The sequence below is a fragment of the Nitrospira sp. genome, assembly GCA_030653545.1.
Taxonomy (GTDB): domain Bacteria; phylum Nitrospirota; class Nitrospiria; order Nitrospirales; family Nitrospiraceae; genus Nitrospira_D.
On the sequence record JAURZE010000028.1, the window covers coordinates 76,044 to 100,594 of the forward strand.

A 24,551-nucleotide genomic window follows, 5' to 3' on the forward strand; every position below is an offset into this window, starting at 1 on the left:
TCCGATAGGTCCAGGCCGCCTTGACCTGCCCGTCGATCATACGCCCACAATAAATCGCCTCGCTCCTCCGCTTCAGACTACTCTGATCAAAATCGTGATGCCGTCAGCGTGATGTCGGCATAGGTCCAGGCCGACTTGAACTGCCCGTCGATCGTGTCCGCGTCGCCCCCTTTATGCTGGGCGCGGAGACTCTGGGTCAATCCCCAGAGACTCCACCCGTTCTGCGGGTGACGCCGAAGATCCTCCCGGTAGACCTGTTCGGCTTCTGCCGGCCGGCCGGCCGTCAGCAACGTCGCCCCCAGATAGTGGCGTACGGGAATCGGCCAATAGGGAGGCTCCGTGTAGGCCAGAGATTCTTCCAGTGCCACCCCTTCACGCAGAATCCTGATGGCCTCGTCATACTTCTGGCGGCGTGCGGCAATGTCTCCCGCCAGCAGCCGCTCTGCAATTTTTAACATGGTCCGCGCGGTCTTGTCCTCGGAACTCCGGTCGCGGCGGAACTGCTTCGCCAGGCCAGCCAGCGCAAAATGCTCGCCTTCGGCCCCCGGAACTCTGCCTACTGCCGCCGAGGCAAGTCCCCGCCCCAGCCGCCACATACCTTCTTGCACCCGTAATCCCTTCGGTGGGACCGGCTCGCGCAGCAGATCCTCCCACCGGCCGAAACGGATCAGCGAAAATACCGGCGCCGGAAGATAGAATTCTTTCCACCTTTCCTTCCGCGCTTCCGCTTCGGTAATGGTCCCCGTCAATTCTCGGGCGGTCTTCAGCGCCTCAGCCTGTCGCCCTTCCATCATCAGTGAGGCCCAGAGAAAATGCAGATTGTGCGTGAAGTAGCCATCCGCATAGTCTCCGCTCAGCGCCCGTCCTGCCAGGTAGTCTTTGTCGACATGGACCGCGTGGGCGTTTCCTTCTGCCGCCTCATGATACTTGCCGAGGCGAAGATAGATATGCGCCGGCATATGCACCAGGTGTCCGGCCCCCGGCATGAGGCCGGCCAACCGTTCAGCACAGGCCAGAGCCCGCTCCGGCTTCGGCGACGCTTCGACGACATGGATGTAGTAATGGCAGGCGCCGGGGTGATCGGGATATCTGGCGAGGACCGCTTCCAGCGTCGACACCATCTCGTCGGTTCCAGGATGCGGACGTCCGTCAGACATCCAGAAATCCCACGGCCGCAGATCCATCAACGCCTCGGCAAAGAGGACTCCGGCATCCGGATCATCCGGCGACTGCTGCCGGACAGTCCGCATCGCCGAGGCATAGGCCTTATCGAGCGCGACACGGGAGCCGCCTTTGGCGCTGTATCGTTTACCAAGCGCCTCAATGTATCGTTGCTCGGCGGAACTGACACGGCCGGCCTGCGTCCGGGCTTTCTGCAGCGCCTCCCATGCCCGCCGTTCATCGGCCTTGGCCATCGGCGCATTGATATTCGGCCCCAAGGCCAGCGCAATCCCCCAATAGGCCATCGCGGCAGTCGGGTCGAGCCGAGCCGCCTCCTCGAACGAACGAATCGCCTCTTCATGATTGAACGCGTAGACCAGGCGCAAGCCCTGATCGAAATAGTGCTGTGCCTGTTCCGAGGTCGTCGTAATAGGGTGGTGAAGTGTCCCGAGATTCGTAAAGAGCGGGACCGTATCGGCAGCCGCGCCGGCCACAGCAGGCGAAAGAACCATGGCTAGACACAGACTCACGGCATGAATCAGTCCCCTGATCAGTCGATGAGAACGGGCCGGACCGCTAACCAGGCTTCGTCGTGGATTGGAGGATAGAGGGCTGTATGTTGTGAAGAAGACCCGCATGTCGACTTTCATCTACGAATGCATCAATCGTGTCGACCCGAGGACCAAACAGGTGATCGGATAGCACCCACTATCGACGACGGGCGCGAGGCTTTACGCGTCCCCATCTGAACGGGTTACAAATTGAGTGACGGCTCGCGTGATACTTTCCGTGAAGCAGACAGCTCTTTCCCGCCGGACTTCGCCCGCATCACACGGGATTTCTTCGCAGACGGAGCAGCCTGGGCCGCGGCCATGGCCATCGGCTGCTGCTGCGCTTCCAACTCTTGCCCTATATAGACCAAGACCTGCTGTTGCGACCCTACCATCGCCTTCAATTCTTGTAACTGAACCGATAGGCGGGCCACCTCTTGCTGATGAGCCAACAACTCCAGGCGCAATGCGACCACTTCATCACGCGGTGCTGATGTCACGGCTTGGACTGGCATGGACTCCGGCAGCCTCTCCGCTGATTCAATATGCGGGACCGTCGCATCCAGAAGGGCATTCCATCTGGCCAAGCGATCGTCGGACAGATACACCGTCCCCGTAGCAGGCTGAGGCTTCGCGCCCTCTGGTCCACCGGACTGGTCCAGTGAGACAGGCCCGGCCGGCTGGCGCTTCATGGGTGCGCCGGTCGATCGACCCAACCGGTGAAGTTGCGCCACCATGTCGGCAATTCCGCGCGCACAGGTTGCTCCGGACTCCATCACCAGTTGGATGAAGGACCGCTGCTTCGGGCGCGCGGCGGACATCTGAGCAGGAGAAGGAATGCGTGCGATCAGGTTAATGGGTTGGTCGCTAAATCGACGGGACATGACGGAACCTCCTCTATCAACTTCACCATCCAGACCGCAGTACATCGTGGAGCGGGTTGCGACGATCTGACTGGAGGGATTCGAACATCGTGCAGGCTCGAACATGGACAGAGCCATATCTCCGAGCCACTACGTACTTGTCTACTCCGACCGGGAGGGTGAGTCAATCATTTTCCCAAACAAGGTGCGTGAGCGCGCGTCACAATCAGAGCGACTGAGGCCTAGAATCTCGTGACGCTGGAGAAATGAAACTCCGGCAGGACCACGGCGGGCACGAGCATCTTTCCCGTTTCAGAGGTCACCGCTTCCATCGGTGTCGTCCAAGACTCAACGTGTTGGAACGCCCGCAGAGGACTCTCATGAAACCGGAAGTTCTTCACGGCAGACACGATCTCCCCCTTCTCTACGAGGAACGTTCCGTCCCGGGTCATGCCGGTTAATGTCAGATCGGTCGGATTGACCGTGCGGAGATACCAGAAGTTGGTGACAAGGATCGCCCGGTCGGTTGATTTGATGAGTTGCGCCAAAGAACTTGCCGACGCCCCCTCCATCGAAAGGCGCGGCGCCTCGATAGTCGGGATCGGTGCGATCTGTTGTGCCTGGGCCGTAAACCGGTCGTAGAACAGTTGCTGCAGGAGGCCTTGACGAATCCATGCCGACGCCATGGACGGTAGCCCTTCGGCAGTAAAGCCGCCACCGAGCAGATCGGCGTGCCCCGGACAATTCTCCAACGAGAGGCGTTTATCCAGAATCCGCTTCTGCAGTTTTCCGGCAAAAGGACTCGTGCCTTTCAGGTACGACTTCGCGTCCAGCATCCAGATGATCCACGACCACAGGCCGGCCACCGCCGCCGGCTCGAGGATGACTCGATAGCGGCCGGGAGGCAGCTCCTGCGGCTCGGCCCCCACGGTGGCTTTGTGAATCGCGGACAGCGTGCGTTCCTGCACTTTCAGCCGATCGATGGATCGGTGCGCAGCCGAGGCCCACCCGGTCGCGTCACCGGCTTGCACGGTAATACTGAATCGCGCTTCCGTACGCTCTTCAAACGCAAGGAGTCCGGTGTCCGCCGCCACCCCGACCGACGCGCGGGATGAAGAGACAATGCCCGCAGCCGACATATTCTCCATACGGCATTGACCGATCGCTTCGTTCGCATATTCCAGCCGCAAGGATGGTCCGGCTTTGAGCGTCTCGCTGCGCGCCGTGGGACAGGCCACACATGCCTGCGGTCCGACCGGCGGCAGATACTCCGGATCTTCGGGAGACACGCGCGCGATGGCTTCAGCCCGTTTAACGGTCTCGCGCAGCGAACCGGCCGTGAAATCCGTCGTCGTCGCCGTGCCCTGCCTGGCACCGAATGCTACCGTCACCGTCACGCCTCCCCGGCGCGTGTTGACGTTTTGGATCACCTGGTTGTTCGCGAATCGCGTCGTGCCGCCATCCTGATCATGCAATGTCACCAGAGTGTGGTCCGCCGTCGAACATTTAAGCACCAGTTCGGCGATAAACTGAAACTCCTCGCGGGTGGTCATCTTCGGCCAAGGCTTGGCGCCGGTGACAGTCATGATCGTCCCTCGCCACGAATCACCCGGATGTTGCGGAAACGGGCATGCGAAGCGGCGTGGGTCATCCAGCCGGACTGGCCGGGCTGGCCCTTGCCGCAGGTGATAAAACCGTAGCGTTGGCGATGCGACCGGTCGGCCACCCCGTCACAACTATTCCAAAATTCCGGCGTGATACCGTGGTAGATCACGTCGCGCAGCATGTGGGTCCGCCTGCCATTCTCGATCAGCCAGAAGGCATCCCCGCCGAACTGAAAATTATAGCGCCGCTGATCGATGCTGTAGGAGCCGTGGCCTTCGATATAGATCCCGCGCTTCACATCCGCAATGAGCGTATCGACAGTCGCCTCGCCTGGCTCCAGCCCGATATTGGCGATGCGCACGATCGGGACAGTCCCCCAACTGTCGGCACGATTCGACCCGCGCGAGCGGGCGTCGCCGATCTTCGGCGCGACTTCCCGATTCGTGCAGTAACCGACGAAGCGTCCCTCGCGCACAATGTCCCATTTCTGGCAGGCCACTCCGTCGTCATCGTACCCGGTGGCCGCCAAGGTCTCCGGCTCCGTGTTATCCGCCACCAGATTGACCTGCGGCGACCCATACCGGAACGTACCCAATTTATCGGTCGTCAGAAAACTGGTCCCGGCATAGTTCGCTTCATACCCGAGCGCCCGATCCAGCTCGCTCGGATGGCCGCAGGATTCATGCATGGTCAATGAGAGGTGTTCGGGGTCGAGCACCAGGTCGTACAGGCCTGCCTCCACGGCCGGCGCTCGCACCTTCTCGACCGCTTCGCGCGCCACGCGCGGCGCGTGCCCAAGGAAGCCGGCCTCTTCGATCAATTCATAGCCGCGCCGCAGTTGCGGCGTATTGAAGGATCGACTCGCGAATCTCCCGTCGTGGAGGGCCGTCGCCGTACAGTCTCCGCTCGACGCGAGGAGATCGAATTCCAGTCGCGTCCCTTCAGTCGACGCAAAGAGCTTGCAGTCCCGCCTCGCCCAGAGCTCGGCACTGCTCCGGACGACTTCGGACTGCGCTTGAAGCGACTCCATGGTCGCGAGAAGCAACTCCGTCTTTTGCCGAAGCGGAACCGTGAAGGGATCGATTCGAACCGGGGTGACAACCCGCTCGCGATGGACCGGCTCTTTGGCCAGGATAACCTTTTCGATCGCGACCGACGCGGACCCTCGGGCGATTTCTATCGCCAGGTCAGTGACTCGCGGCACTTCTTCGAGGGAGAGAATCGAACTGGCCGCGAACCCCCAGCCTCCATGATAGAGGATGCGCACGCCGAACCCGACGTCATCGGAATCCCGAATCGACGCGATCCGGCGATCCTCACCCCTGATACTTTGCATAGAGCTGTGCACGATGCGGATGTCGCCGTATTCGGCGCCTGATGACGTGATGCGCTTCAGCGCGAGCTCAGCGAAATCATCCCACGTGGGAGCGCTCATCGCGTGACCGCCTTTGAGAGGAGTGAATGAATCTCGAATGAAGTCAGTATAACAGGATCAGAGGAGCGCACGCAGAGGATCGGAACGGATGGGAGCGAAGACCGGCTAGAACAGTCCGGCAATACCGGTGTTGACCTTGTCCTGAATAATCGGCGTGGCCTCAGGAATGTCGAGGTCCTTTTGTCGGACGTGACCCACCATACGCATCTGCTGCACTTTGGGGCTGCTCGCATGCTGGCCTCCGACCGGAGCACCGATCGTCTTCCCGAGCTTGCGATCAGTAATTTGGACATCCGTCACGCACAAATACGTGATGCCATCCTCTTTCGGAGCCTGTTGCATCTGCATACCGGGAAAGCCGCCCCCCCCGGCCATGGCCTGCCTCATCATGGCGTTGATGTCCGGCATGCCGCCCATTCCACCCATACCCATCATGCCCGCACCCATTCCACCTCCAGACATATCACCGGCAGAGGCCATCGTCGTACCGCCGCTGCTGATGCCGGCGCCGGCCCCGGCTTTCGCCACGCTTTCCGGTGTGACCCCGTCTGCTGCTTTGTGGCAGTAAATGACTTTGGCCTGGATCCAATAGTTCGCCTGCTCCGGATCCTTGACCAGCTGATACCCCTTCGCCGTCAACTTGGCATTCAGCTCATTCAACGTCACCTGCTGATTTTCTGACGCGTTACGGAGCTGCGTATAGACCGTCCGGTTGGTATTCGGATCCAGGAAGATGGTGTTGCTGTTCATGAGGCCGGAACGGATGATGTTGGAACAGCCGGTCGATAGCAGGAGAAGGAACAGGATCGTCGTCAGGCGTGAAACGGAAAGCGTGAGGCGATCAGACGAACAGCTCATTAGAAATTCCCCGCCACGGCGGCGCTCAGCTTCTGTTGCAACAGAGGCGTCGCTTCCGCCTCATCGAACTTCTTTTGGTGCACATCGGCCGCGAGCCGGGTTTGATACACACCTGGCTGCTGCCCCGCTCCGGATTTTGCCGGGGCCGGAGCTGAATCGCCCTGGCCCTGCTCGGTAATCTGAATATCCGCGATGCAGGCGTAATTCACATCGTCCGGCATCTTCGGAGAGGAGGAGGAACTGAACAAACTCCCGACCGCACTGCCGATGCCCTCGATGGCATTCAGCCCCATTGACGCCGCAGCCCCGGCCATGGCGCCCTGCGGTCCCGCCATGCTGGCCATGCCGGACAGGCCTTGCAGGCCGGACATCATCTTGGAGCCGAATCCAGACCCGTAACCGCCCGCGACCATGGCTTCCACCGGCATCTCTGGTTTCGTAATGTTGCAATACACGATATTCGCCAGCACGATGTAGTGTGCGGCGCTGTAATCCTGCACGACCTCATACCCTTTCGCGGTCAACCGCGATACCAGATCGTGAAATGAGACACCCTGATTGTCGGATGAATTGCGGGCCTGAACGAAGACGGTTTTGTGCGTGCTGGGAGGCAGAAAGAACGTGTTACTGGCGATGAGATCGGTATCTTTGATGTTACCGGCGTAGGCGTTGACGGGAAGCGCGATCAGGATGAGCAGCAGGACGTATCGCATCGATACCTCACACCAAGCGGGACGGATTCTACGCAATGGCCGCCTCGAATAGCAACGGAGAAATTAGGCAGATCCGTGAGCGTTTCCCCTTACGGACCGTATTGAAGAATTCCAACGCATGGGCTAGCATGGCGGCCATTCGAGCCATTGGCTATTCCTGTAAGGGAGTCCCCGATGCCAGCTCGCTCGTTTCTCCTTGTAAGCGTCGCGCTGTTGACCGCCAGTTGCGGCGGCGGTGACAAGCACCTGCCGTCCTCGAATCCGCCTGAGTACGATCCCAAGAAAGTCTATACGGCACCGGCCGCACCGACTGTGTCCATTGCAAAACCGGCAGAACAGGGCCCACCGCCAATCCAGTTGCCTCCGCTCGAACCGCAGCCGAATGAAAAGGGCGAGTGGAAGAAGACGCCGGTTAACCCGGAGTTGCTGCAACTATTCAACAGCATCAAAGGCCCGTGCGATGCCTTGACCAAAATCGTCCAAGGCCTCGGCAGTGCACAGCTGTTTGTCGGGAAAGAAGGACAGTCACTCAAGCAATCGCTCGGCACACGGGCCGAGTCGGTTGCGCGATCCTTAGATCAGCAGTTGTTCGACAACTTCAAAGCACAACTCGGCCCGACTGTCGCCGATTGTCCCTCACCAGCGTCTGCGCGCAAGAGCAGCATGGAAGAGACCAACCCGCCTCGCCTCGTGCTCGCCTCAGGACCTTCCCATGGGTCCTTCCAACTCGCGCAAGCTACGGGGCCAGGAGGTGAACGGGAGGGGTATACCATCACGAAAGGCTCAATGAACATCCCCATCCCTCCCGATGCGGTGGGCAGGAAGTCACGGGAATGGAGAGTTGAGGAAGGAAACACTCCGCAAACGGCCGGCGACCGCAAAGGTTTCTCGCTCATCAATGGCGGCTACGCCAAGAAATGCCCCTCACCGGACCCCGGCGAGGAAGGGGCCTATGTTGTCGAGGGCGACTATGAATTTTCCATGGTCGTAGACCAGACGATCAACTATTCCGGGAGCATCCGAACGGAGTACAACGCTCGAAGCATTCACGCCACCTTGAAAGGCCGCGTTGACGATGATGCGAAGCTCCAGTACGTCGATCTTGACGCGTCGCTGGTGATCGGGAGCGGAGGGACGAATAGGCCAACATCGTTTGCTCATCAGCACCAACATGTCCGGTTTGTGCCTGATCGGGGAGCGGGAGGAATGCCGTCGCAGTTTTCCAATTGGTCGGTCTCGGAATGGGACTCTGCTCTGGCGGGCACGGCCCAAAGTGAAGCCATGAACATGTTGCTGCTGGCCGTGACGATATTCTCCGGGCCGTTCTACTTGACTGCTGAAGGTGAATGGACCACAGCCAATACCTGCGTGGAGATTACCTTCACCCCGCCGACCAAGACAAGAAAGTTTGTTCCAAGCGAGTCGACTCCGGTGAAGACGGAACTGCGCACCAAAAAGGGATCGAACGTCGTTCCGGCGAAGTTCAAGGAGGCGAGGGAGCGGCCCAGGGAGGGCAATGGTCGTGTGTCGCCGAGGGAGGACAAATCGGAGAGCAACAGGTCGGCGACGTTCACCTACCAGGCCCCGGCTACAAAGGTTCAGCACAGTGGATTTAGGCTGACGGCGGTCTCCCGGGCGGGAGTCGGCGAAGCGAAGGACGGAGAATGGGAATTGGCCCCTTCTGCGTATGTCCTTGAATTCAAGTCGCACATCGTTCAGGAGCCTTTGAATATTGTGAGTGGATTCGGCATGCAAATGAGTTCGAATGGATTCGATGCCCAGGTCGAGGCGACAGTCCCCCTTCGGCGCAGAGAGAACGATGGCGAATGGGTTGGGGAAGGCGTGATGCAATACACAACTCGCACAATGACTCAGCCGGCCTCGTGCGAAATCCGCATTCAGGGCACCGGCAAAACAACCTTCCATGTGAACGGAGGCTCGATCAAACTGGACCCCGAGCCATTTGCCGTGAAACTCGTTATTCTTCCAGGGCAAACAGAGGAAGTGGCAGAGACCCACTGTTCAAGCGGCAGTACACCGGAAAAATTAAAGGAGTTGTTTGCATCACAAGGTGTACAAGGCAGTGAGGGGCACGGTGTGAGCAAAGCTGGGGGATGGCGCTCAGCTTTCAATGTCACGCGCTTCAGGACATTCATATGGACTCCGGGTAGGCAAGGCTACGAGATCGGAGGCTGGACCCCGGTACGTGACTCCGATGTGATCGCCAAAAAGACAATCACCGTCAACTGCGGCCTAGGAGCTAACACCTGCCGGGAAGAGACGACGCTGACCTTGCGATTGGCCGATGAGCCAGATGCCGCAGCATCCCCGCCGAGATAGATCGCGTCCAGGGTTTCAAGAGGTGCTTCTGATCGTCGAGTAGGAACCAGCAGCTACAGAAAGCGAGGTCCTCTCTCTGGGGGAGACTCAAAGTAACAGTTCACCAAGAGAACAACTTTCGCATCGGCAAGATTCCGCTTTAACTCCACCGCCGACTCGCCTACGATAACCCCATGCTCGTTCCTCCACGCACACCTCGCCAGCGCATGATTGAACTGTTGATCGGCACGCGCCTGGCGACCCACCAGCTGGCCCAGATGCTCGGTATTCCCGAACGGCAGGTCGAGGATCATCTCGAACACGTCGTGAAATCCATCGCCCGTGACAAAACCCGTTGCTTCATCCTGGAACCGTCACGCTGTCAGGATTGTGACTTCGTCTTTCGTGACCGGCGGCGGCTCACCAGGCCCAGTCGCTGCCCCCAATGCCACAGTGAAGATATCGCCCCACCGCGTTACGGCATCGACCTCGTAGAATCATCAGCCGTCGCACAACAACAAGTCCGCCGCGACTCAATAGGATGCGATGAGAAAGGACCACGATGACGGTGACCCGCTTCCTGCTCTGTGCCCTCTGCTGCAGCCTGTTGCTGAGCTGTTCTGGAGATAAAGCGAAAGAACTGTTGGAAACCGCCGAGTTCGAAGAACGGCAGATGAACCTGCCGCACGCCAAGCAGCTCTATGATGACGTGATCCGCCTCTATCCCTCCAGCAAACAGGCAGAAATCGCCCGGGCCCGGCTGGCCCAATTACATACCAGCCCCTAACCGGTCTGCAGCAATACTCTCCCCCCTTCAGAGGCTCCCACTCCCCCCCTTTCGAGGCACGCTGGGGCGCCGTTCTGCGAGTACACTCAGACCATGATGCAGAACAGGATCCACTCTGGCGAGGAGGCATTCATGGTCAAGACGTACAGTGTGCGCAGCGCAGACCGCGTCCCCACTCAATGCACATTCTTATATTTCTGGAACGGCACGCTCGAACAGGGGAAGGTCTGGGATCTCTCGGAAACCGGCTGGCGCGCCAGCACCAAACAACCTCTTCCTCCCGGATCGGAAACGACGGTCTACCTGGCGCTGCCGGATCGCGATGTCTACAAATACATGATTGTGAATATGGCGACCGTCTGCTGGTCGGACGGGAAAACGGCCGGATGGAAAGTGTCCCACATCGATGAAGCGGCAAAGAGCCGGCTCGATCAGTTTTTGAATGGCGCAGAGGAAGACTGACCCGTCTTCGGCCACCAGGGAATGAAGGCGTTCGTGGTTTCCTGATAGCGACGATAATCATTGCCGCGCGTTCGAATGGCCTGTTCCTCCGCCCAGGGAATACCGGTGATCCTGACCAGCGCCACTCCCATCACCAGCGGACCGATCCAGGCCAGAAGCCAACCGGGGCTGCCGATCGCCATCACCACATAGGCCCACCAGTGCACCCATTCGAAAAAGTAGTTCGGATGGCGTGAGAAGAACCAGAGTCCGTCGCGGCAAACACGATCGTGATTCCACGGTTTTGAGCGAAACCGGGCGAGCTGCAGATCCGCAAGGGACTCCCCGGTAATCCCGATCAGCCACACGATCACGCCGGCCAACTCCCACAAGCCGAACGGCGGTCGAGGGTTCTGCATCACGGCCAGAAAGGGAAGGGAGAACAGCACGACGGCGGCCGCTTGCAGCTGAAAGTATCCGAACATTCTGAGCGGCTCTGACAAACGCCAGTCACGGCGCAACCGTTGATAGCGCTGATCTTCGGTTTTTCCGATCACCCGATTAGAGAGGATGTACCAACCCAGACGCAAACCATAACCCGATGCCATGACGACCAGCAGAAGCTTCCGCTCACTCTCACCGGTCGCCAACCATCCGTACCCCGCCACGACCGCGACCAGACCGAAGCACCACCCGACATCCGCAAGCGAGGCATTACGCCGGACGCGCTCGACCAGCCACCACAGAGCCATCCAGCCCGCCATCGCGATCCAGGCCCAAAGGAGCAACGTAAGTGGATCATGAGACATTGAGACCTCACGAAAAGACGCGTGCCTACGTCAGCGGATAGTCCCACACATCCGTATCCGGAGATGTGCGACTCATCAGCCATGAACGGAATCCGGGAATCGGAAACGAGAGAAGCCGCTGGAGCTTCTCACAGCGCATCGACAGATCCGGTGGCCGCGACGGCCCGTGATACGCGGCCACCGATCCCGGCTGAAGGCGCGACGCCAGCTCGGGATAGCTCACCGCCAGCGCCTCGCCGATCTCCATTCGCGACAGCCGTTCCGCTCCTCCAAGATGATAGAGACCGGAGGGCTTCTGCGCGACCAGCTCCCAGATCACCCGCGCGACAGCCCCGGCCGGCACCGGGCTGCGAAATTCGTCGGTAAAGAGCGTGAGGCGTTGATCGCGTCCGGCGCTTCGCCGCATGTCTTCCACAAAACTCCGATCGCCGGTCGCCGAGGTCCCGGCCGTCAGCGCCAAACGAATCACGGTGTGCCGGGGATTGCCCAGGACAATCTCCTCCGCGGCGGCTTTGGTTTCGCCATACCGGTTGATCGGATTGATCCGGTCCGTTTCGACATACCAGCCTTGCCGGCCGTCGAATACTTGATCGCTCGAAAAGAACAGCAGGGGCCGGTCTCCCGCGAGCGAGACGAGAAACGCTGTGGCATCGACGTTCACTTTCCTGGCCAACCCGGGATCTTGCTCGCAGACAGCGGGGCGGCTGATCGCCGCACAGTGGATCACCGCCACCGGCTGATGCTCCTGCCAGAGGCGGCGAACTGCCATCTCGTCCGTGAGATCCACATCCTGTCTCGTCAGGCCGCGGACATCCCAGTGGGGCGCCCACCGGTCGGCAGTCCGCAGAAGATAGCTCCCGACCAATCCGCCCGCGCCGGTAATCCATACAAGCGGCTTCAAGAAATGCCTCCTAGTCGACGGATCTCGGACACCTCGATCACCCGAATCGATTCAGGCGGATATTCGATCGCCCAAAGAAGCGCCGCGAGCATATCATCCATGCTGACCAGACCCAACCGCCGTGCGGCCTCGCATGTTGAGGGGATCATCTCCATCAGTCGATACACCGGGTGCAGCGCCAGGGGCCACCAGTGGCCGGGGCCCAGGATATACCAGGGCCTGAGGATTGTCGCGCGCAGGCGGCTGGCCCGCAGCCGGTCTTCGCACTCGCGCCGGACCGCAATGTAGTCTTTCATGATCGGCGCCGGCTGCGCGACGCTGACATAGACGAAGTGATCGACAGGAGCCACCTGCGCGGCATCGATCGAGGCCCGGCCGGCCACCAGATCGACGGCCCTGAATTGCGGACCTTTCCACGGAGCCGGCTTTGGCACACCCACAAGTTGCACGACCGTATCGCCGGCATGGAGATGGGGCTGAAGACAAGCCGCATCGAGTGGATCGGCTTGGACGATCCGACAACCCGTTAGCGTACGTGCGCGCGACCCGGGTCGCACAATGGCCGTGACGGGATGACCGCGTTCGATCAATTTCGGGATGAGCCGGGACCCCAGATAACCCGTGCTCCCGATCACGACCACATGACGTGACGGCATGGTCCTACCGATTCGTCGCGGTTTGATTGCTGATATCGCGCAAGAATGCCGGACCAGCACCCTCGTCATGGAGGGTCTGGATCCCTTGCTCGATCAGGTGATGGGCGGCACGGATGAGGGCGTCTCGATCCGTCGACTCCAATCCGAAACTCGTCTTAATTCTGGTCACCCGGGCGCCCAGCGGATCGGTGTCCGGCAACTGCCGCAGCGCGAGATGCCAGAACGTGCAGGCGCTCTGGCTTCCATTCACAGGAAACGTGCTGAACATCCGGTGGTCCTGTTGAGCCGCAACGATCCCGACACCCTCCAACACTTCACGGCGCTGACTTTTCAGCAAAACGGTGGACGCGGACAAGGGTTGATCCTGCTCGCCGGCGATGCGCGGTGTGGCATCCGCGGAAATGATCAGACAGCCCCCGGGAAATCTCGCGGCGATCGGCGCGCCCTGATCGGCGTTCCGCAGAAGGTTCACCAGCGTCTTCACCCCCAGATTGTCGACGGGACCGCCGTCATAGGCTAAGACGGCGGGACGCGTGGCCGAGTCGGACGAGGATGTATTGCCATACAACGGGACCGGATTGAACACGCCAGGATACGCGGCCGACATATATACCGCCCGAGCCACACTGAAGGACGGTAATGGTAACGCAAGCCCGGCAAAGCTCTCGTCGGAAATCACGAAGGGCTCGCCCGTGAGAGCATCGGTGGCATTCAGGAGGAGTTTCGGCCGAGCAGGATTCAAGTCGGCATAGGTCGCACCGTGAAACAGCTGGTCGTCCAGTACATGCACGACGGTGTCCGACTTTGTCGCATCCGTGAACCAGTATGCGAGCAGGTTACCCGGCGACAAGAAGCGACCGCGCATTTCGCTCTGAAAGTCGTGCCCCATCCGCTCCAAAAAGCCGTTCGAAAAATCGACCGCGCGATAGCCATCGAGCGCATAGGAGGCCGCGGGCAGCGCCCCGCCGGAGACGGCGGAGAGCACATCGACCTGTTGCAACAACCCGATCCGGCGTAACTCCAGGAGCAGCGCCCCGCCGAACACGGCGGCCCGGCTGCCCCCGCCGGAAATGGCCAAGCCGACGAATCGCCCGTCACGCTGGGCTTCCTGGTCGAGTGTCTGATTGGCGTGGGTGGGTGAAGCAACCACCGGTACGGAGGGACTTGGCATGACCGAAACACAACCCGCAAGTCCAAGGAGGAGAAGAGTGACAAAGGCCGACGGGGTATTCATCGCCCCGTCGACCTCAAGACCATATGATTGTGCGTAGAGCGAACCATCCTTCTAGCAATACGGACTCACCGGCCGTTCGGATGGGAGCCGAGATTAATTCCTGGTCAGCTTGCGATACCGGATCCGGTGCGGTTGGTCGGCTTCTTTGCCCAGACGCCGCTTGCGGTCCGCTTCGTAGTCGCTGTAGTTCCCCTCGAACCACACCACTTTGCTGTCGCCCTCGAAGGCCAGAATATGTGTCGCCAAACGGTCGAGAAACCATCGATCGTGACTGCTAACGACCGCGCAGCCGGCGAAACTCTCCAACCCTTCTTCCAACGCACGCAAGGTATTCACATCGAGATCGTTCGTCGGCTCGTCGAGGATAATGAGATTGGCCCCTTCTTTCAGCATGCGGGCCAGATGCACGCGATTGCGCTCGCCGCCGGAGAGTTCCTTCACCTTCTTCTGCTGATCGGTCCCGGCAAAGTTGAATCGTCCGCAATAGCCCCGGGCATTCACTTCGACTTTTCCGAGCTTAATCGTGTCCTGGCCGTCGGAAATGATTTCGTACACGGTCTTGTTGCCGTCGAGGCTGCGATCTTGATCCACGTAGCCGAGCTTCACCGTGTCGCCGATCTTGATCGTCCCGGAATCCGGTTTCTCTTTGCCGAGAATCATCTTGAACATGGTCGTCTTGCCGGCGCCGTTCGGGCCGATCACGCCGACAATGCCGCCCTTGGGCAAACTGAAATTCACATTTTCATAGAGCACCTTGTCGCCGAACGCCTTGCCGATCCCATTGGCTTCGATGACCACATCGCCCAAGCGCGGTCCCGGCGGAATGTAGATTTCGAGATCGTCCGCGACCTGGTCCTGCTTCTGATTGACGAGTTCCTCATACCGGTTCAAACGCGCCTTCCCCTTCGACTGCCGCGCCTTGGGCGACATACGAATCCATTCCAACTCGTGTTCAAGGGTTTTCTGCCGCTTCGATTCGGCCTTCTCTTCCTTCTCCAACCGGTCCTTCTTCTGCTCCAGCCAGGAGGTGTAATTGCCCTGGAAGGGAATCCCGTGTCCGCGATCAAGCTCCAGAATCCAGCCGGCCACGTTGTCGAGGAAGTAGCGATCGTGCGTCACGGCGATGACCGTGCCCTTGTATTGCTGCAGATGCTGCTCCAGCCATTGCACGGATTCGGCATCGAGGTGGTTCGTCGGCTCGTCGAGTAACAGAATATCCGGCTCCTGAATCATGAGACGACAGAGCGCCACGCGGCGCTTCTCACCGCCTGAGAGCACCCCGACCTTCGCATCCGCCGGCGGACAGCGGAGCGCGTCCATGGCGACGTCAAGTTCGTTTTCCAATTCCCAACCGTTGGCTGCCTCGATCTTTTCCTGGATCTGCGCCTGCTTGTCGATCAGCTTTTCCAGTTGATCGGGAGAGGCCTCACCCATCTTATTGCTGACGTCTTCATATTCCTTGAGCAACGCCACCAGCTCGGCCTTCCCCTCTTCGACGACTTCCTTGACCGTCTTGTTTGGGTCAAGCTGCGGCTCCTGTTCGAGCAAGCCGATGCTGTAGCCTTTCGAGCGGGTGATCTCCCCGGTGTAATTGGGATCCACGCCGGCAATGATCTTGAGCAGGGAGCTTTTGCCCGACCCGTTCAAACCAAGCACACCGATCTTCGCGCCGTAGTAGAAACCGAGATAAATCTCGCGCAACACCTGCTTCTTCGGCGGGAACACCTTGCCGACATTGACGAGAGAGAAAATGACTTGTTTGTCGTTGGTCGTGGCCATGGAACGTCCGTTCTCCTTCTAAATTGTCACGATGAAGCGTTCACGATAACAAAAGCGCGGCACCATGCACAACCGGGCCCCGATGTCCGCCTTGATGGAAGGCTCCTGTATCTGTTTGTATAGAACAACTATGCAACGCCGATCTCTGGTGGGCCAAGAGAGAATGGCTCCCGATAATCCTGGTGCATTCCTTTGAAGAAGGAGGTCCCGTCATGAATGGTCGCGTTTCTCCCTCTGTGGCAAACAGTCATCGACTTGTGGCCTTGCTGCTGCTCGTACTGTTGCCGCTCATCGCTCCAATCGCGAAGGCGGCGGATGACCGCGAGCCGCGGAACCTTGTGGATCAATCTCGAATAACCCTCGAAAATTTTGTCGCAGACTCCAACATGACCTGGTTTCGCGATCACGTCAAAGATGCGAAAGGGGTATTTATCGTGCCGCAGTTTCTGAAAGCCGCGTTCTTTCTCGGAGGAGCCGGAGGCAGCGGGGTCTTTCTGGCCAAAGACGGGAAAACCGGCGATTGGAGCGAACCCGCCTTCTTTACCATGGGAGCAGGCAGTTTCGGCTTTCAGTTCGGGGCGCAGGCGTCCGAAGTCGTGCTGCTGGTTCTGACCCAGCGAGGCGTCGATTCGCTCTTGAGCGGGACCTTCAAGCTCGGGGCGGACGGCTCGGTCGCGGTGGGGCCAGTAGGGGCCGGCGTAGCCGGCGCAACGACCCCCAATTTGAGCGCGGATCTCTTGTCCTTCGTACGGGCAAAAGGACTCTTCGCCGGGGTTTCATTAGAAGGCGCAGTCCTGACAGCCCGAGACGAATGGAGTAAGAACTATTACGACCGCCCTGTCAGCCCGACCGACATCGTCATCCGACATGAGGTCAAGAATCTCCACTCCGAGCCGCTGCGCGGAGCACTGCGCAAAGCCTCGGAAGGACCTCGTTAAGTAATAGGTCGCGAATCAGGTTCATCGCTTCATATTCCCAGTTCTTGCGATAGCCGGACTTCCGATTCGTCGACGATTTCTTCCAGACAGGTAAAGCAGGGAAAGGGAAACTGATTGACGGGGATCGCGCAGACTTCGCCGACGGGTGATTCATCCAGCGCCGGTCCGCCGCACTCTTTATGGATCAGGGTCAGCATGTCGTCCTCCTAGTTAGCGGCATGAACGTGCGAGACGGGCAGGTCTCGCGAGACGAGCAAAACCTGACTCAACTTGTCGCGCGTTTCCCGCAAGTCTCGCCCCTCGCGCGTGATGGTTCTCTTACGGGGCGCCCAATACAAGACGCCGGCACAGGTTCACATGCTCGGGGCTGCTCAGCCGATGGTCGCCGGGAATCAAGTTCAAGTCGATCGGATAGGTCGGGGCTTTGGCCAACAGGAGACGGGCGAACTCCCGGCTCCCGTCTGGCAGGATCACCGTATCCTGTAATCCGTGCAGGATCGTCGTCTGTACCGGCCTGAGCCGGTTGAACGTGGTCCGCCAATAGGCTTCGCTTTCCTCGACCCACTTCCATGCCAGCGGCCAATCTTTGTGCAACGGATCATCATCCCAGGGCATCCAGCCGGTGTTCTGCCAGGCCTGCCGTCGCTCCGGCGCAATCTGCGTGGCGCGAACACCCATCATATTGAACGCCGGGGCGATGAGAATGAGCCGGTCGACGAGTTCGAACTCTTGCGCAATCAGCCAGGCGATCCAGCTTCCCAGAGAATTGCCAACGATCGTAACGGGTGGACCGCCTTTGAGTGTAGTGAGAATCGTCCGTGCATCGGCAACCCAATCGGACAGGGTGTAGTCCGTAAACGTTCCCTCCGAATCGCCGAATCCTCGCACATCGTAACAACAAAATCCCCAACCCTGTTCCTGACACCACTGCGCCAAAGCCTTGCTCTTGTTCCCCCAGCGCTTGGAGAGAAATCCCGTGATGAAGAGAATCTGCCGATCCTTCCCCATCGCGCGATCGCCGCGAATCAGCTTGCCGTCAGGGCCTGCAAGTTCGAACGAGTGTAGGCCGCTCATGAAGAAGTGACCGCCTTGGTGATGAAGAGCCCCAACCGTTGCAGCACTATTCTCGGAATCTCATGGCCTCCACGGAAATTGTGCCATTCAACAGACAGGCCCGCATGGGCCAGCTGGTCTCGCAATCGTTCCGCCCCAACGTAGGGCAGAATCTCGTCCTGCACCCCGTGGCTTTGAAAGACCGGCAGGCCTTTGCGCTTCGGCAGGAGCGGCCCCCAGATCGGCTGTGCCAGGATGTTGCCGGACAGTTGGACAAGTCCGGCATAGGGCCGGTCGGTGTGAAGGATGAGGTCGCACGAGAGCATGGCACCTTGAGAGAATCCGCCGAGCACGGTCTTCTTCGGATCGGCGTCGAACTTTTGCTCGATCTCTTTCAAAAAACTCAGCATCGTCTCACGCACCGGCGCGAGGCCTTTGGGAATATCCTGCGACAGATCGCGCACCCGTCCGGCCGCTCGATCCTGGGCAATGCGCGCCATATCGATCAGCCACCAGGCTCGCGCATTGCCGGGTCCGAAGCTCAACGAGAGCGGGCCTTCGGGAAACACAAACCTCGTACCGGCCGGCACATTCAGGGCATCGGCCAACGGAACGAGGTCGTCCCCCGGCGCACCGAAGCCGTGCAATAAAATGACGACGGGCCCGCTGCCGCCGCCCTGCCCGTCGGGCCCGCCGGTGATACAGACATCCAATCCACCGATCTTGTCTCGTCGCATGGGCGGCACTGTACACCAAGACCTGCCTCCGTGGGCAGACCCCTCGTGTGGCCGATGTTCGCGAGAAAGACTCGCGCGAAGGGTTATTGGGGAACGACTTTGAAGATGCCCCCGGCGTTGGAGACGTAGACAGACCCGTCGGCCCCCAGCATCATGCTGAGGAGCCCACCCAGGCCGCCGTTGTAGGCCGTACTGGTGCTGCCCAACTGCGTGAGATCGGCCCCGCTCAAGACCACACGGCGGATCCGTCCATCATTCCAGGCAGTGAACAACAGATTATTCCTATAGGGCGCAGGATAGACTGTGGAGTCTTCGGGTATGGCGATGATCCCGGTCGGGGCGATCGTCGGTGTGTAGGCCAGGATCGGATTGAGGAAGCTCGGATTGTTGGCAATTCCTCCGACCGTCGGCCAGCCGAAGTTTCCCCCCGCCACGACGCGATTGATTTCGTCGTTATCACCGGGGCCGTTCTCGGTTTCCCACAGATGGCCGGTGTGGGGATGAAAGGTGAATCCGTAGCTATTGCGATGACCGAGGCTGAAGACCTTCTTCGCATTGGCGTTCGGGTCTGAGAAGAACGGGTTGTCGGACGGAGCCGACCCGTCGGGGTTTACACGCAGAACTTTTCCTGCCAGCGACGTCAGATTCGGAGCATTCGCCGTATTCTCCGCATCGCCGATGACCACGTAGAGCTTGCCATCCGGCCCGAACTGGATGATCCCGCCATTGTGATTCGTACTGGCCGGCAGATTGTCGAGAATGATCTGCTGATTCGTGCAGGATCCGGCGGACTCGGTGTAACGGACCACTCGATTGCGCAAAGGGCCGGAGACTGAATGATAAGCGTACACAAAATGGTTCGTCGCAAAGTCCGGATCGAGGGTCAGACCGAGCAGACCCTGCTCCCCGCTCGTGGTGATCGCGATCTGGCAAAACTCCGTCGGCACGAGCTGCCATTGCGGATTGATGATACGAATCTTCCCCGTCAGGCGTTCGTTGAAAAAGACCCGTCCGTCAGGAGCCAGCGAGAGGCCAACGGGAAAATTCAGCCCCGGCAGGACGGGCAGAAGAGTCAAATCACCGACCGGCGGTTGACTGACTGAGAAGGTGAGTGTTTTCGTCGCTTCGGCATTCGTCAGCTCACTGTTACTTGGATCGGCAAGGATGACCCGAACCGTATGGCTCGCCGAGGATAAGCCGAAGATCTCGAAAGACGTCGCTGATTTCCAATGGACGAAGTGCGTATGGACCCCGTTGTAGAGCACGCCGTTGCCGTCATTGATCCCTGCACCGTCATAGAACCGGTAGGGCACCAGATCACTGTCGAGGTAGAAATGCAGATGGGTCTGACCGGGCGTGCCGATCATGAAGAACTGCGTCGCGAATGAGACGGTAACGGGACCGACCGGGACCGTGGCATTCTGCGCCGGACTCGCAAGCGTGACGGTTGCAGGATTCCCGGTTACGGGAGGCGGGGGAACCGAAGGAGCCGGTGAAGTTGAGCCGCCCCCGTCCTGCGCGCAGGCGGCGAGCACCATCAGGAACCAGACTGAGACGAGCAAGCTCCTGCTGATCTGTGACGTCGTCTGAAATTTCACGCTCATGTTCCTTGCGCGGCGGGAGGCCGCCCTATGAACCCACCGGTCCAGTGAGTCGAGCAGCCCCCATTCGAACACAGCTTCTAGCTAGAGCATAAAGAGTGCCCCGGCAGCCCCCCCTCAGGACGAGCAACTCACCGATAAATGCTTGCCCCAGTTGGGGGGCGCGGCGGCATAGGCGTCCATTCCGGGCTGGTCGCTGTAGGGATCTTGCAACAGCGCCAGCAGGCGATCGACTTCCGAATAGTCTTTCTGCTGCGCCTTCTCGATGGCGGTCTGGGCGAGATAGTTGCGCAGGATATATTTGGGATTGACCCGGTTCATCCGCGTGTGCCGCTCCTCGTCCCGGCTCTGCTCTATCCGCAACCGCCCGGCATAGCGCGCGGCCCAGGCATCGAAGGCCGCACGGTCCAGAAAGACATCGCGGAGCGGTTCGTTGAGCGAGCCCGCGGCCGATGAAAATGCACCCAGGGCACGGAAACAGTTGGTGTAATCGACATGACTCTGCTGCATGAGGCCCAGCAGATCCTGAATCAAGGCCGCATCGTCGTCCTGCTCCTGGATCAATCCGACCTTCTGCTGCATCAGCTCCATATACCGGCGCTCGCAGAGCGGCGTGTAGGAGTCTAAGGCGGCTTTCAGCGCGTCCTTCCCGGCCAAGGGCAGCAACGCTTGCGCGAGACAGCTCAGATTCCAGAGACCGATATAGGGCTGTTGGTTGAACGCATAGCGGCCGTTGTGGTCGGAGTGGTTGCAGATGAAGCCGGGATCGTAGTCGTCGATAAAGCCGAAGGGTCCGTAGTCGAGCGTAATCCCGAGGATCGACATGTTGTCGGTATTCATCACGCCATGAGCCCAGCCGACGGCCTGCCATTGGGCGATCAACCTTGCTGTCCGCTCGACCACCTCAGTAAAGAACCGCGCGTACTTGTCGGAAGCGTCGACCAGATGGGGATAGTGCTGGGCGATCACATAGTCGGCCAGGACTTTCAATTGCTCGTGCTGCTTCCGATAGTAAAAAACTTCGAACGAGCCGAACCGGACGTGCGAGGGCGCCATGCGCAGCACAATCGCGCCGGTCTCCACCTGTTCCCGATAGACCTGATGGTCGCTGCCGACGACGCAGAGCGCCCGCGTGGTCGGAATACCAAGCCCGTGCATGGCCTCGCTGCAGAGATATTCGCGAATCGTGGAACGCAGCACGGCGCGGCCGTCGCCGTCGCGTGAAAAGGGCGTCATCCCCGCGCCCTTGAGTTGCAGATCCCATTTCTCGCCCCGCTCATTCCGGACTTCGCCCAAGAGGATCGCGCGGCCGTCGCCGAGCTGCGGAACATAAGTGCCGAATTGATGGCCGGAATAGAGCATCGCCAACGGCTCCATCCCCGGTACCAGCAGGCTCCCGCCGAAGACCCCGGCGAATTCCGGACGCAACGCCTCTGCCGGATCCAGGTCGATCAGTTCCGCTGCCGCACGATTGAAGCTGATGAGATAGGAAGCCGTCGAAAACGGCGTAGGGTTCAGTTTGGCATGGAACGATTCAGGCAGACGCGCATAGGAGTTATCGAACGAAAGGGTTTCCAACGCACGGCGAGCCATTACCGACCAAGACCTTCCAAGTCACGATCCACCGTAAAGACGAGGACTTTCTCACCGATCTGGACATCGATATCGGTAAAAAGTGCCAGCGCCTTCGCCCCGGTGATGTCGGTGACCTGCTCGACGAGCCGATCGCGGCCCTGGGCGATGAGCGTTTGTCTGATTCGTTTGACCATGTCGACGCCTTCTGCGCTTTTGGCAAGCTGCCGCTCGGCCGGCGTCAGGACGCCCTTCAGGCGAACGACAACGAGATCCCGCACGATATAGGCCCGCACATCCTCCGGACCGCGCCCCATGAAGTCCTGTTCGAACTTGATGATGGCATTACGGATCGCCGCTTCGATCTCGCCTTTGGTCAGTCCCTTGTTCATCACGCAGCCCTTCCAGCCAGATGGTAGAGACCGATTATAGAGGGGCCGCTGAGGCGGCCACAAGGATAAAGCCGCCCCGTTGGGCCGAACGGCATGATGCGTAGGCCCGAAGGCCTAGGGTGGGGTGGACAATGTACCCGATGCCTTGACTACCCAGGGACAGATACCGGATAAAGGGGCAGGAATGCGTCCGATGGTGTTTCCTGTCGACCGCGTTGACCTGGGATAGGCCGGACCATCGCGTCGAAAAAGCAGAGGCGGTAGGGTGACCGGCACGTTTCGGGCCGGACGCAGTACAAGCCAACCGTGCAACGTCGACCGTTCGTCGAGGTGCGCGGTTGGCTTTTGTGTTCTCTGAGCCCGTGAGGTCCATGTGTATGCCTTATTGATCCCGCTGCTTCCGCTCCTCACGGCGCTGATCGTCGCCGTGGGTGATGACGCGTCGCGTCGTGCACGGATCCAGCTCGCCATCTTCCCGATCGGTGCGGCATTTTGTGGCGCGGTCGCCACTCTCTACCTCGTGGCGACTCAGGGGCCGATCAGCGTCCGCTTCTACGACCCCGCCTCTGTGGCTTCACTCACCTTTCCGATCGGTTTCTATATCGACCGGCTCAGCGCCGTCATGATGGTGCTGATCTCGGGCGTCGGCACGGTCATCTACGCCTATTCCATCGACTACATGTACCAGGACCCGCACGAACCGCGGTACCTGACCCTCATCGGTCTGGCGCTCTTCGTCCTGCTCTGCCTGGTCTCCAGCGCCAATCTCATGATGCTGTTTCTGTTCTGGCAACTCTTGAGTTACCTGCTGTATCTCCTGGCCCATAACCATACCCATCCGGGGACGTTGGAGGGCGCCTTCAAGACCTTCACGTTGTTACGGATCGGAGACGTGGCGTTTCTTGCGGGAATCGTCCTGGCCCATGCCCTCTATGGAACCCTGGAGTTCCCGGCGCTGTTCGCCAGAGCCGCCGAATCGGCCGTGATGCTCTCTCCCCTGCCGGGGCTCGACATAAGCGGCGCCACGGCGGTGACGCTGCTCCTGTTCATCGGCGGAATGAGCAAATCCGCGCAATTCCCCCTGCATATCTGGCTGCCTCACTATCTCTATGCCCCCACGCCCGCGACGGCTCTGCTCCATGCCGGCATCATCAACGCCGGTGGCTTCCTGATCAACCGGCTGGCGCCCCTCTTCGGACTCAGTTCGCCAACGTTGCATGTGGCCTTCGTCGTGGGCACGCTGACCGCGGTGGTGGGTGCCACGATGATGCTGACGCAGAACGACATCAAGAAGACCCTCGGCTACTCGACGGTCGGTCAGATGGGCTACATGATCATGGAGTGCGGGCTGGGCGCATTTTCACTCGCCGTCTTTCACCTGATCGCCCACGGCCTGTTCAAGGCCACGATGTTCCTCAATAGCGGCAACGTGATCCACAAAGCGAGGCAGGAAGCGCATTTCCCGCATGCCGACCGGCAGGAGGAGGAACAGACGTTTTCTCCCCTTACCTGGTCGACCGGATTCCTGACCACGCTGATGATTCCCCTGTTGATTCTGCTTATCACCCACGGCGTCCTGCGCATTCCCTTGCTGGAATCCCAAGGCACGGTCATCTTCCTCTTCTTTATTTGGATCACCTCCTCGCAAGCCATTCTGACGCTCACCCGCCTGCGCGCGGTGCCCTCCTGGGAAGTGTCGGCCGCCATGCTCGTCACGCTGCTCTTTGTGGTGTTCATATATCTCTTCGCCGTCGAGTCCTTCACGGCCTTCCTGTATCCGGATCCGAACGAGGTCGCATCGTATTTCAAAGCCGCCGCGCTGCCCGGCTGGCTCTTTGACCTCATGATCCTGCTGGCGACGGTCATGACCGTCCTCAGCTGGTGCTATCTCTACCTGCAGGCCCATGGCCGATCGGTCTGGATGCCGCCCTGGATCGAAAACGTGCGAATCCGGCTGTATGTCCTCTTCATGAATCGGCTGTACGTGGACGCGCTCTACGATCGCCTCGGCCTGACCATCGCACAGACCGCTCGCCGTCTCGACCATCGCTCGGAACGATAGCGCCTTCGATACCCCGGAAGCGCCGCGGGAAGAACGCCTTCGAACGACGACCGGTCCGCCGAAAAGGATTCGGGCCGACGCAGT

At 59.9% G+C, this 24,551-nt stretch carries 23 protein-coding genes; 6 read left to right on the forward strand and 17 right to left on the reverse strand.

What is annotated here, in order from left to right; all coding sequences use genetic code 11:
- Nucleotides 1-86: 86 nt before the first annotated feature.
- The 6 genes from Q7U39_15265 to traT (Q7U39_15290) form a co-directional block, all read right to left on the reverse strand.
- On the reverse strand, nucleotides 87-1,691 hold the full coding sequence (locus Q7U39_15265; protein ID MDO9119320.1) for a tetratricopeptide repeat protein: 1,605 nt from the start codon (nucleotides 1,689-1,691) through the stop codon (nucleotides 87-89).
- A 224-nt stretch (nucleotides 1,692-1,915) separates the two neighbouring features.
- Complete coding sequence (locus Q7U39_15270) at nucleotides 1,916-2,596, reverse strand: hypothetical protein (GenBank protein MDO9119321.1); 681 nt, start codon at nucleotides 2,594-2,596, stop codon at nucleotides 1,916-1,918.
- Between the two features lie 221 nt (nucleotides 2,597-2,817).
- Entirely contained in the window at nucleotides 2,818-4,161 is a 1,344-nt protein-coding gene (locus tag Q7U39_15275; GenBank protein MDO9119322.1) for a TldD/PmbA family protein, read from the reverse strand.
- A complete protein-coding gene (locus Q7U39_15280) occupies nucleotides 4,158-5,615 on the reverse strand; it encodes a TldD/PmbA family protein (GenBank protein MDO9119323.1) in 1,458 nt (485 codons plus the stop codon). The genes Q7U39_15275 and Q7U39_15280 overlap by 4 nt, the downstream gene beginning before the upstream one ends.
- A gap of 105 nt (nucleotides 5,616-5,720) precedes the next feature.
- On the reverse strand, nucleotides 5,721-6,473 hold the full coding sequence (gene traT / locus Q7U39_15285; GenBank protein ID MDO9119324.1) for a complement resistance protein TraT: 753 nt from the start codon (nucleotides 6,471-6,473) through the stop codon (nucleotides 5,721-5,723).
- A complete protein-coding gene (gene traT, locus Q7U39_15290; protein MDO9119325.1) occupies nucleotides 6,473-7,186 on the reverse strand; it encodes a complement resistance protein TraT in 714 nt (237 codons plus the stop codon). The genes traT (Q7U39_15285) and traT (Q7U39_15290) overlap by 1 nt, the downstream gene beginning before the upstream one ends.
- 174 nt (nucleotides 7,187-7,360) lie before the next feature.
- On the opposite strand from traT (Q7U39_15290), the gene Q7U39_15295 reads away from it, so the two are divergent.
- From Q7U39_15295 to Q7U39_15310, 4 genes are all read left to right on the forward strand, one after another.
- Nucleotides 7,361-9,526: a hypothetical protein gene (locus Q7U39_15295; GenBank protein ID MDO9119326.1), complete on the forward strand. Its 2,166-nt coding sequence runs from the start codon at nucleotides 7,361-7,363 to the stop codon at nucleotides 9,524-9,526.
- Nucleotides 9,527-9,699: 173 nt separating this feature from the next.
- Nucleotides 9,700-10,071: a hypothetical protein gene (locus tag Q7U39_15300; GenBank protein ID MDO9119327.1), complete on the forward strand. Its 372-nt coding sequence runs from the start codon at nucleotides 9,700-9,702 to the stop codon at nucleotides 10,069-10,071.
- Entirely contained in the window at nucleotides 10,068-10,292 is a 225-nt protein-coding gene (locus Q7U39_15305) for a hypothetical protein (protein MDO9119328.1), read from the forward strand. Before Q7U39_15300 ends, Q7U39_15305 begins: the two co-directional genes overlap by 4 nt.
- 132 nt (nucleotides 10,293-10,424) lie before the next feature.
- Nucleotides 10,425-10,754 carry a PilZ domain-containing protein gene (locus Q7U39_15310; GenBank protein ID MDO9119329.1) on the forward strand — a complete coding sequence of 110 codons (330 nt, stop codon included), beginning with the start codon at nucleotides 10,425-10,427 and terminating at the stop codon, nucleotides 10,752-10,754.
- Here the strand turns inward: Q7U39_15310 and Q7U39_15315 are convergent.
- From Q7U39_15315 to ettA, 5 genes are all read right to left on the reverse strand, one after another.
- A complete protein-coding gene (locus Q7U39_15315) occupies nucleotides 10,724-11,542 on the reverse strand; it encodes a DUF1295 domain-containing protein (protein MDO9119330.1) in 819 nt (272 codons plus the stop codon). The two genes, Q7U39_15310 and Q7U39_15315, sit on opposite strands and share 31 nt — an antisense overlap.
- 25 nt (nucleotides 11,543-11,567) lie before the next feature.
- Nucleotides 11,568-12,443 carry an SDR family oxidoreductase gene (locus Q7U39_15320; protein MDO9119331.1) on the reverse strand — a complete coding sequence of 292 codons (876 nt, stop codon included), beginning with the start codon at nucleotides 12,441-12,443 and terminating at the stop codon, nucleotides 11,568-11,570.
- Nucleotides 12,440-13,099, reverse strand: coding sequence for an NAD(P)H-binding protein (locus Q7U39_15325; GenBank protein ID MDO9119332.1), 660 nt, complete (start codon nucleotides 13,097-13,099; stop codon nucleotides 12,440-12,442). The genes Q7U39_15320 and Q7U39_15325 overlap by 4 nt, the downstream gene beginning before the upstream one ends.
- 4 nt (nucleotides 13,100-13,103) lie before the next feature.
- Complete coding sequence (locus Q7U39_15330; protein ID MDO9119333.1) at nucleotides 13,104-14,270, reverse strand: patatin-like phospholipase family protein; 1,167 nt, start codon at nucleotides 14,268-14,270, stop codon at nucleotides 13,104-13,106.
- Nucleotides 14,271-14,426: 156 nt separating this feature from the next.
- Complete coding sequence (ettA, locus tag Q7U39_15335; protein ID MDO9119334.1) at nucleotides 14,427-16,112, reverse strand: energy-dependent translational throttle protein EttA; 1,686 nt, start codon at nucleotides 16,110-16,112, stop codon at nucleotides 14,427-14,429.
- A gap of 212 nt (nucleotides 16,113-16,324) precedes the next feature.
- Between ettA and Q7U39_15340 the strand changes: the two genes are divergently transcribed.
- The gene (locus Q7U39_15340; protein ID MDO9119335.1) at nucleotides 16,325-17,050 is read left to right on the forward strand and encodes a lipid-binding SYLF domain-containing protein; all 726 of its coding nucleotides are present in this window, start codon (nucleotides 16,325-16,327) and stop codon (nucleotides 17,048-17,050) included.
- Nucleotides 17,051-17,079: 29 nt separating this feature from the next.
- Here the strand turns inward: Q7U39_15340 and Q7U39_15345 are convergent, their stop codons facing one another.
- The 6 genes from Q7U39_15345 to Q7U39_15370 all read right to left on the reverse strand — a co-directional run bounded on the left by Q7U39_15345 (nucleotide 17,080) and on the right by Q7U39_15370 (nucleotide 22,405).
- On the reverse strand, nucleotides 17,080-17,247 hold the full coding sequence (locus Q7U39_15345) for a hypothetical protein (GenBank protein ID MDO9119336.1): 168 nt from the start codon (nucleotides 17,245-17,247) through the stop codon (nucleotides 17,080-17,082).
- A 121-nt stretch (nucleotides 17,248-17,368) separates the two neighbouring features.
- On the reverse strand, nucleotides 17,369-18,124 hold the full coding sequence (locus Q7U39_15350) for an alpha/beta fold hydrolase (GenBank protein ID MDO9119337.1): 756 nt from the start codon (nucleotides 18,122-18,124) through the stop codon (nucleotides 17,369-17,371).
- Nucleotides 18,121-18,840 (reverse strand): hypothetical protein, encoded by a 720-nt coding sequence (locus tag Q7U39_15355; GenBank protein ID MDO9119338.1) that lies wholly within the window; start codon nucleotides 18,838-18,840, stop codon nucleotides 18,121-18,123. Before Q7U39_15355 ends, Q7U39_15350 begins: the two co-directional genes overlap by 4 nt.
- Before the next feature lie 83 nt (nucleotides 18,841-18,923).
- Nucleotides 18,924-20,438: a PQQ-dependent sugar dehydrogenase gene (locus Q7U39_15360; GenBank protein ID MDO9119339.1), complete on the reverse strand. Its 1,515-nt coding sequence runs from the start codon at nucleotides 20,436-20,438 to the stop codon at nucleotides 18,924-18,926.
- Between the two features lie 120 nt (nucleotides 20,439-20,558).
- A complete protein-coding gene (locus Q7U39_15365) occupies nucleotides 20,559-22,034 on the reverse strand; it encodes a YdiU family protein (GenBank protein MDO9119340.1) in 1,476 nt (491 codons plus the stop codon).
- Nucleotides 22,034-22,405 carry a DUF2294 domain-containing protein gene (locus Q7U39_15370; GenBank protein ID MDO9119341.1) on the reverse strand — a complete coding sequence of 124 codons (372 nt, stop codon included), beginning with the start codon at nucleotides 22,403-22,405 and terminating at the stop codon, nucleotides 22,034-22,036. Before Q7U39_15370 ends, Q7U39_15365 begins: the two co-directional genes overlap by 1 nt.
- Nucleotides 22,406-22,778: 373 nt before the next feature.
- On the opposite strand from Q7U39_15370, the gene Q7U39_15375 reads away from it, so the two are divergent.
- Entirely contained in the window at nucleotides 22,779-24,467 is a 1,689-nt protein-coding gene (locus tag Q7U39_15375) for a proton-conducting transporter membrane subunit (protein MDO9119342.1), read from the forward strand.
- Nucleotides 24,468-24,551 lie beyond the last annotated feature (84 nt).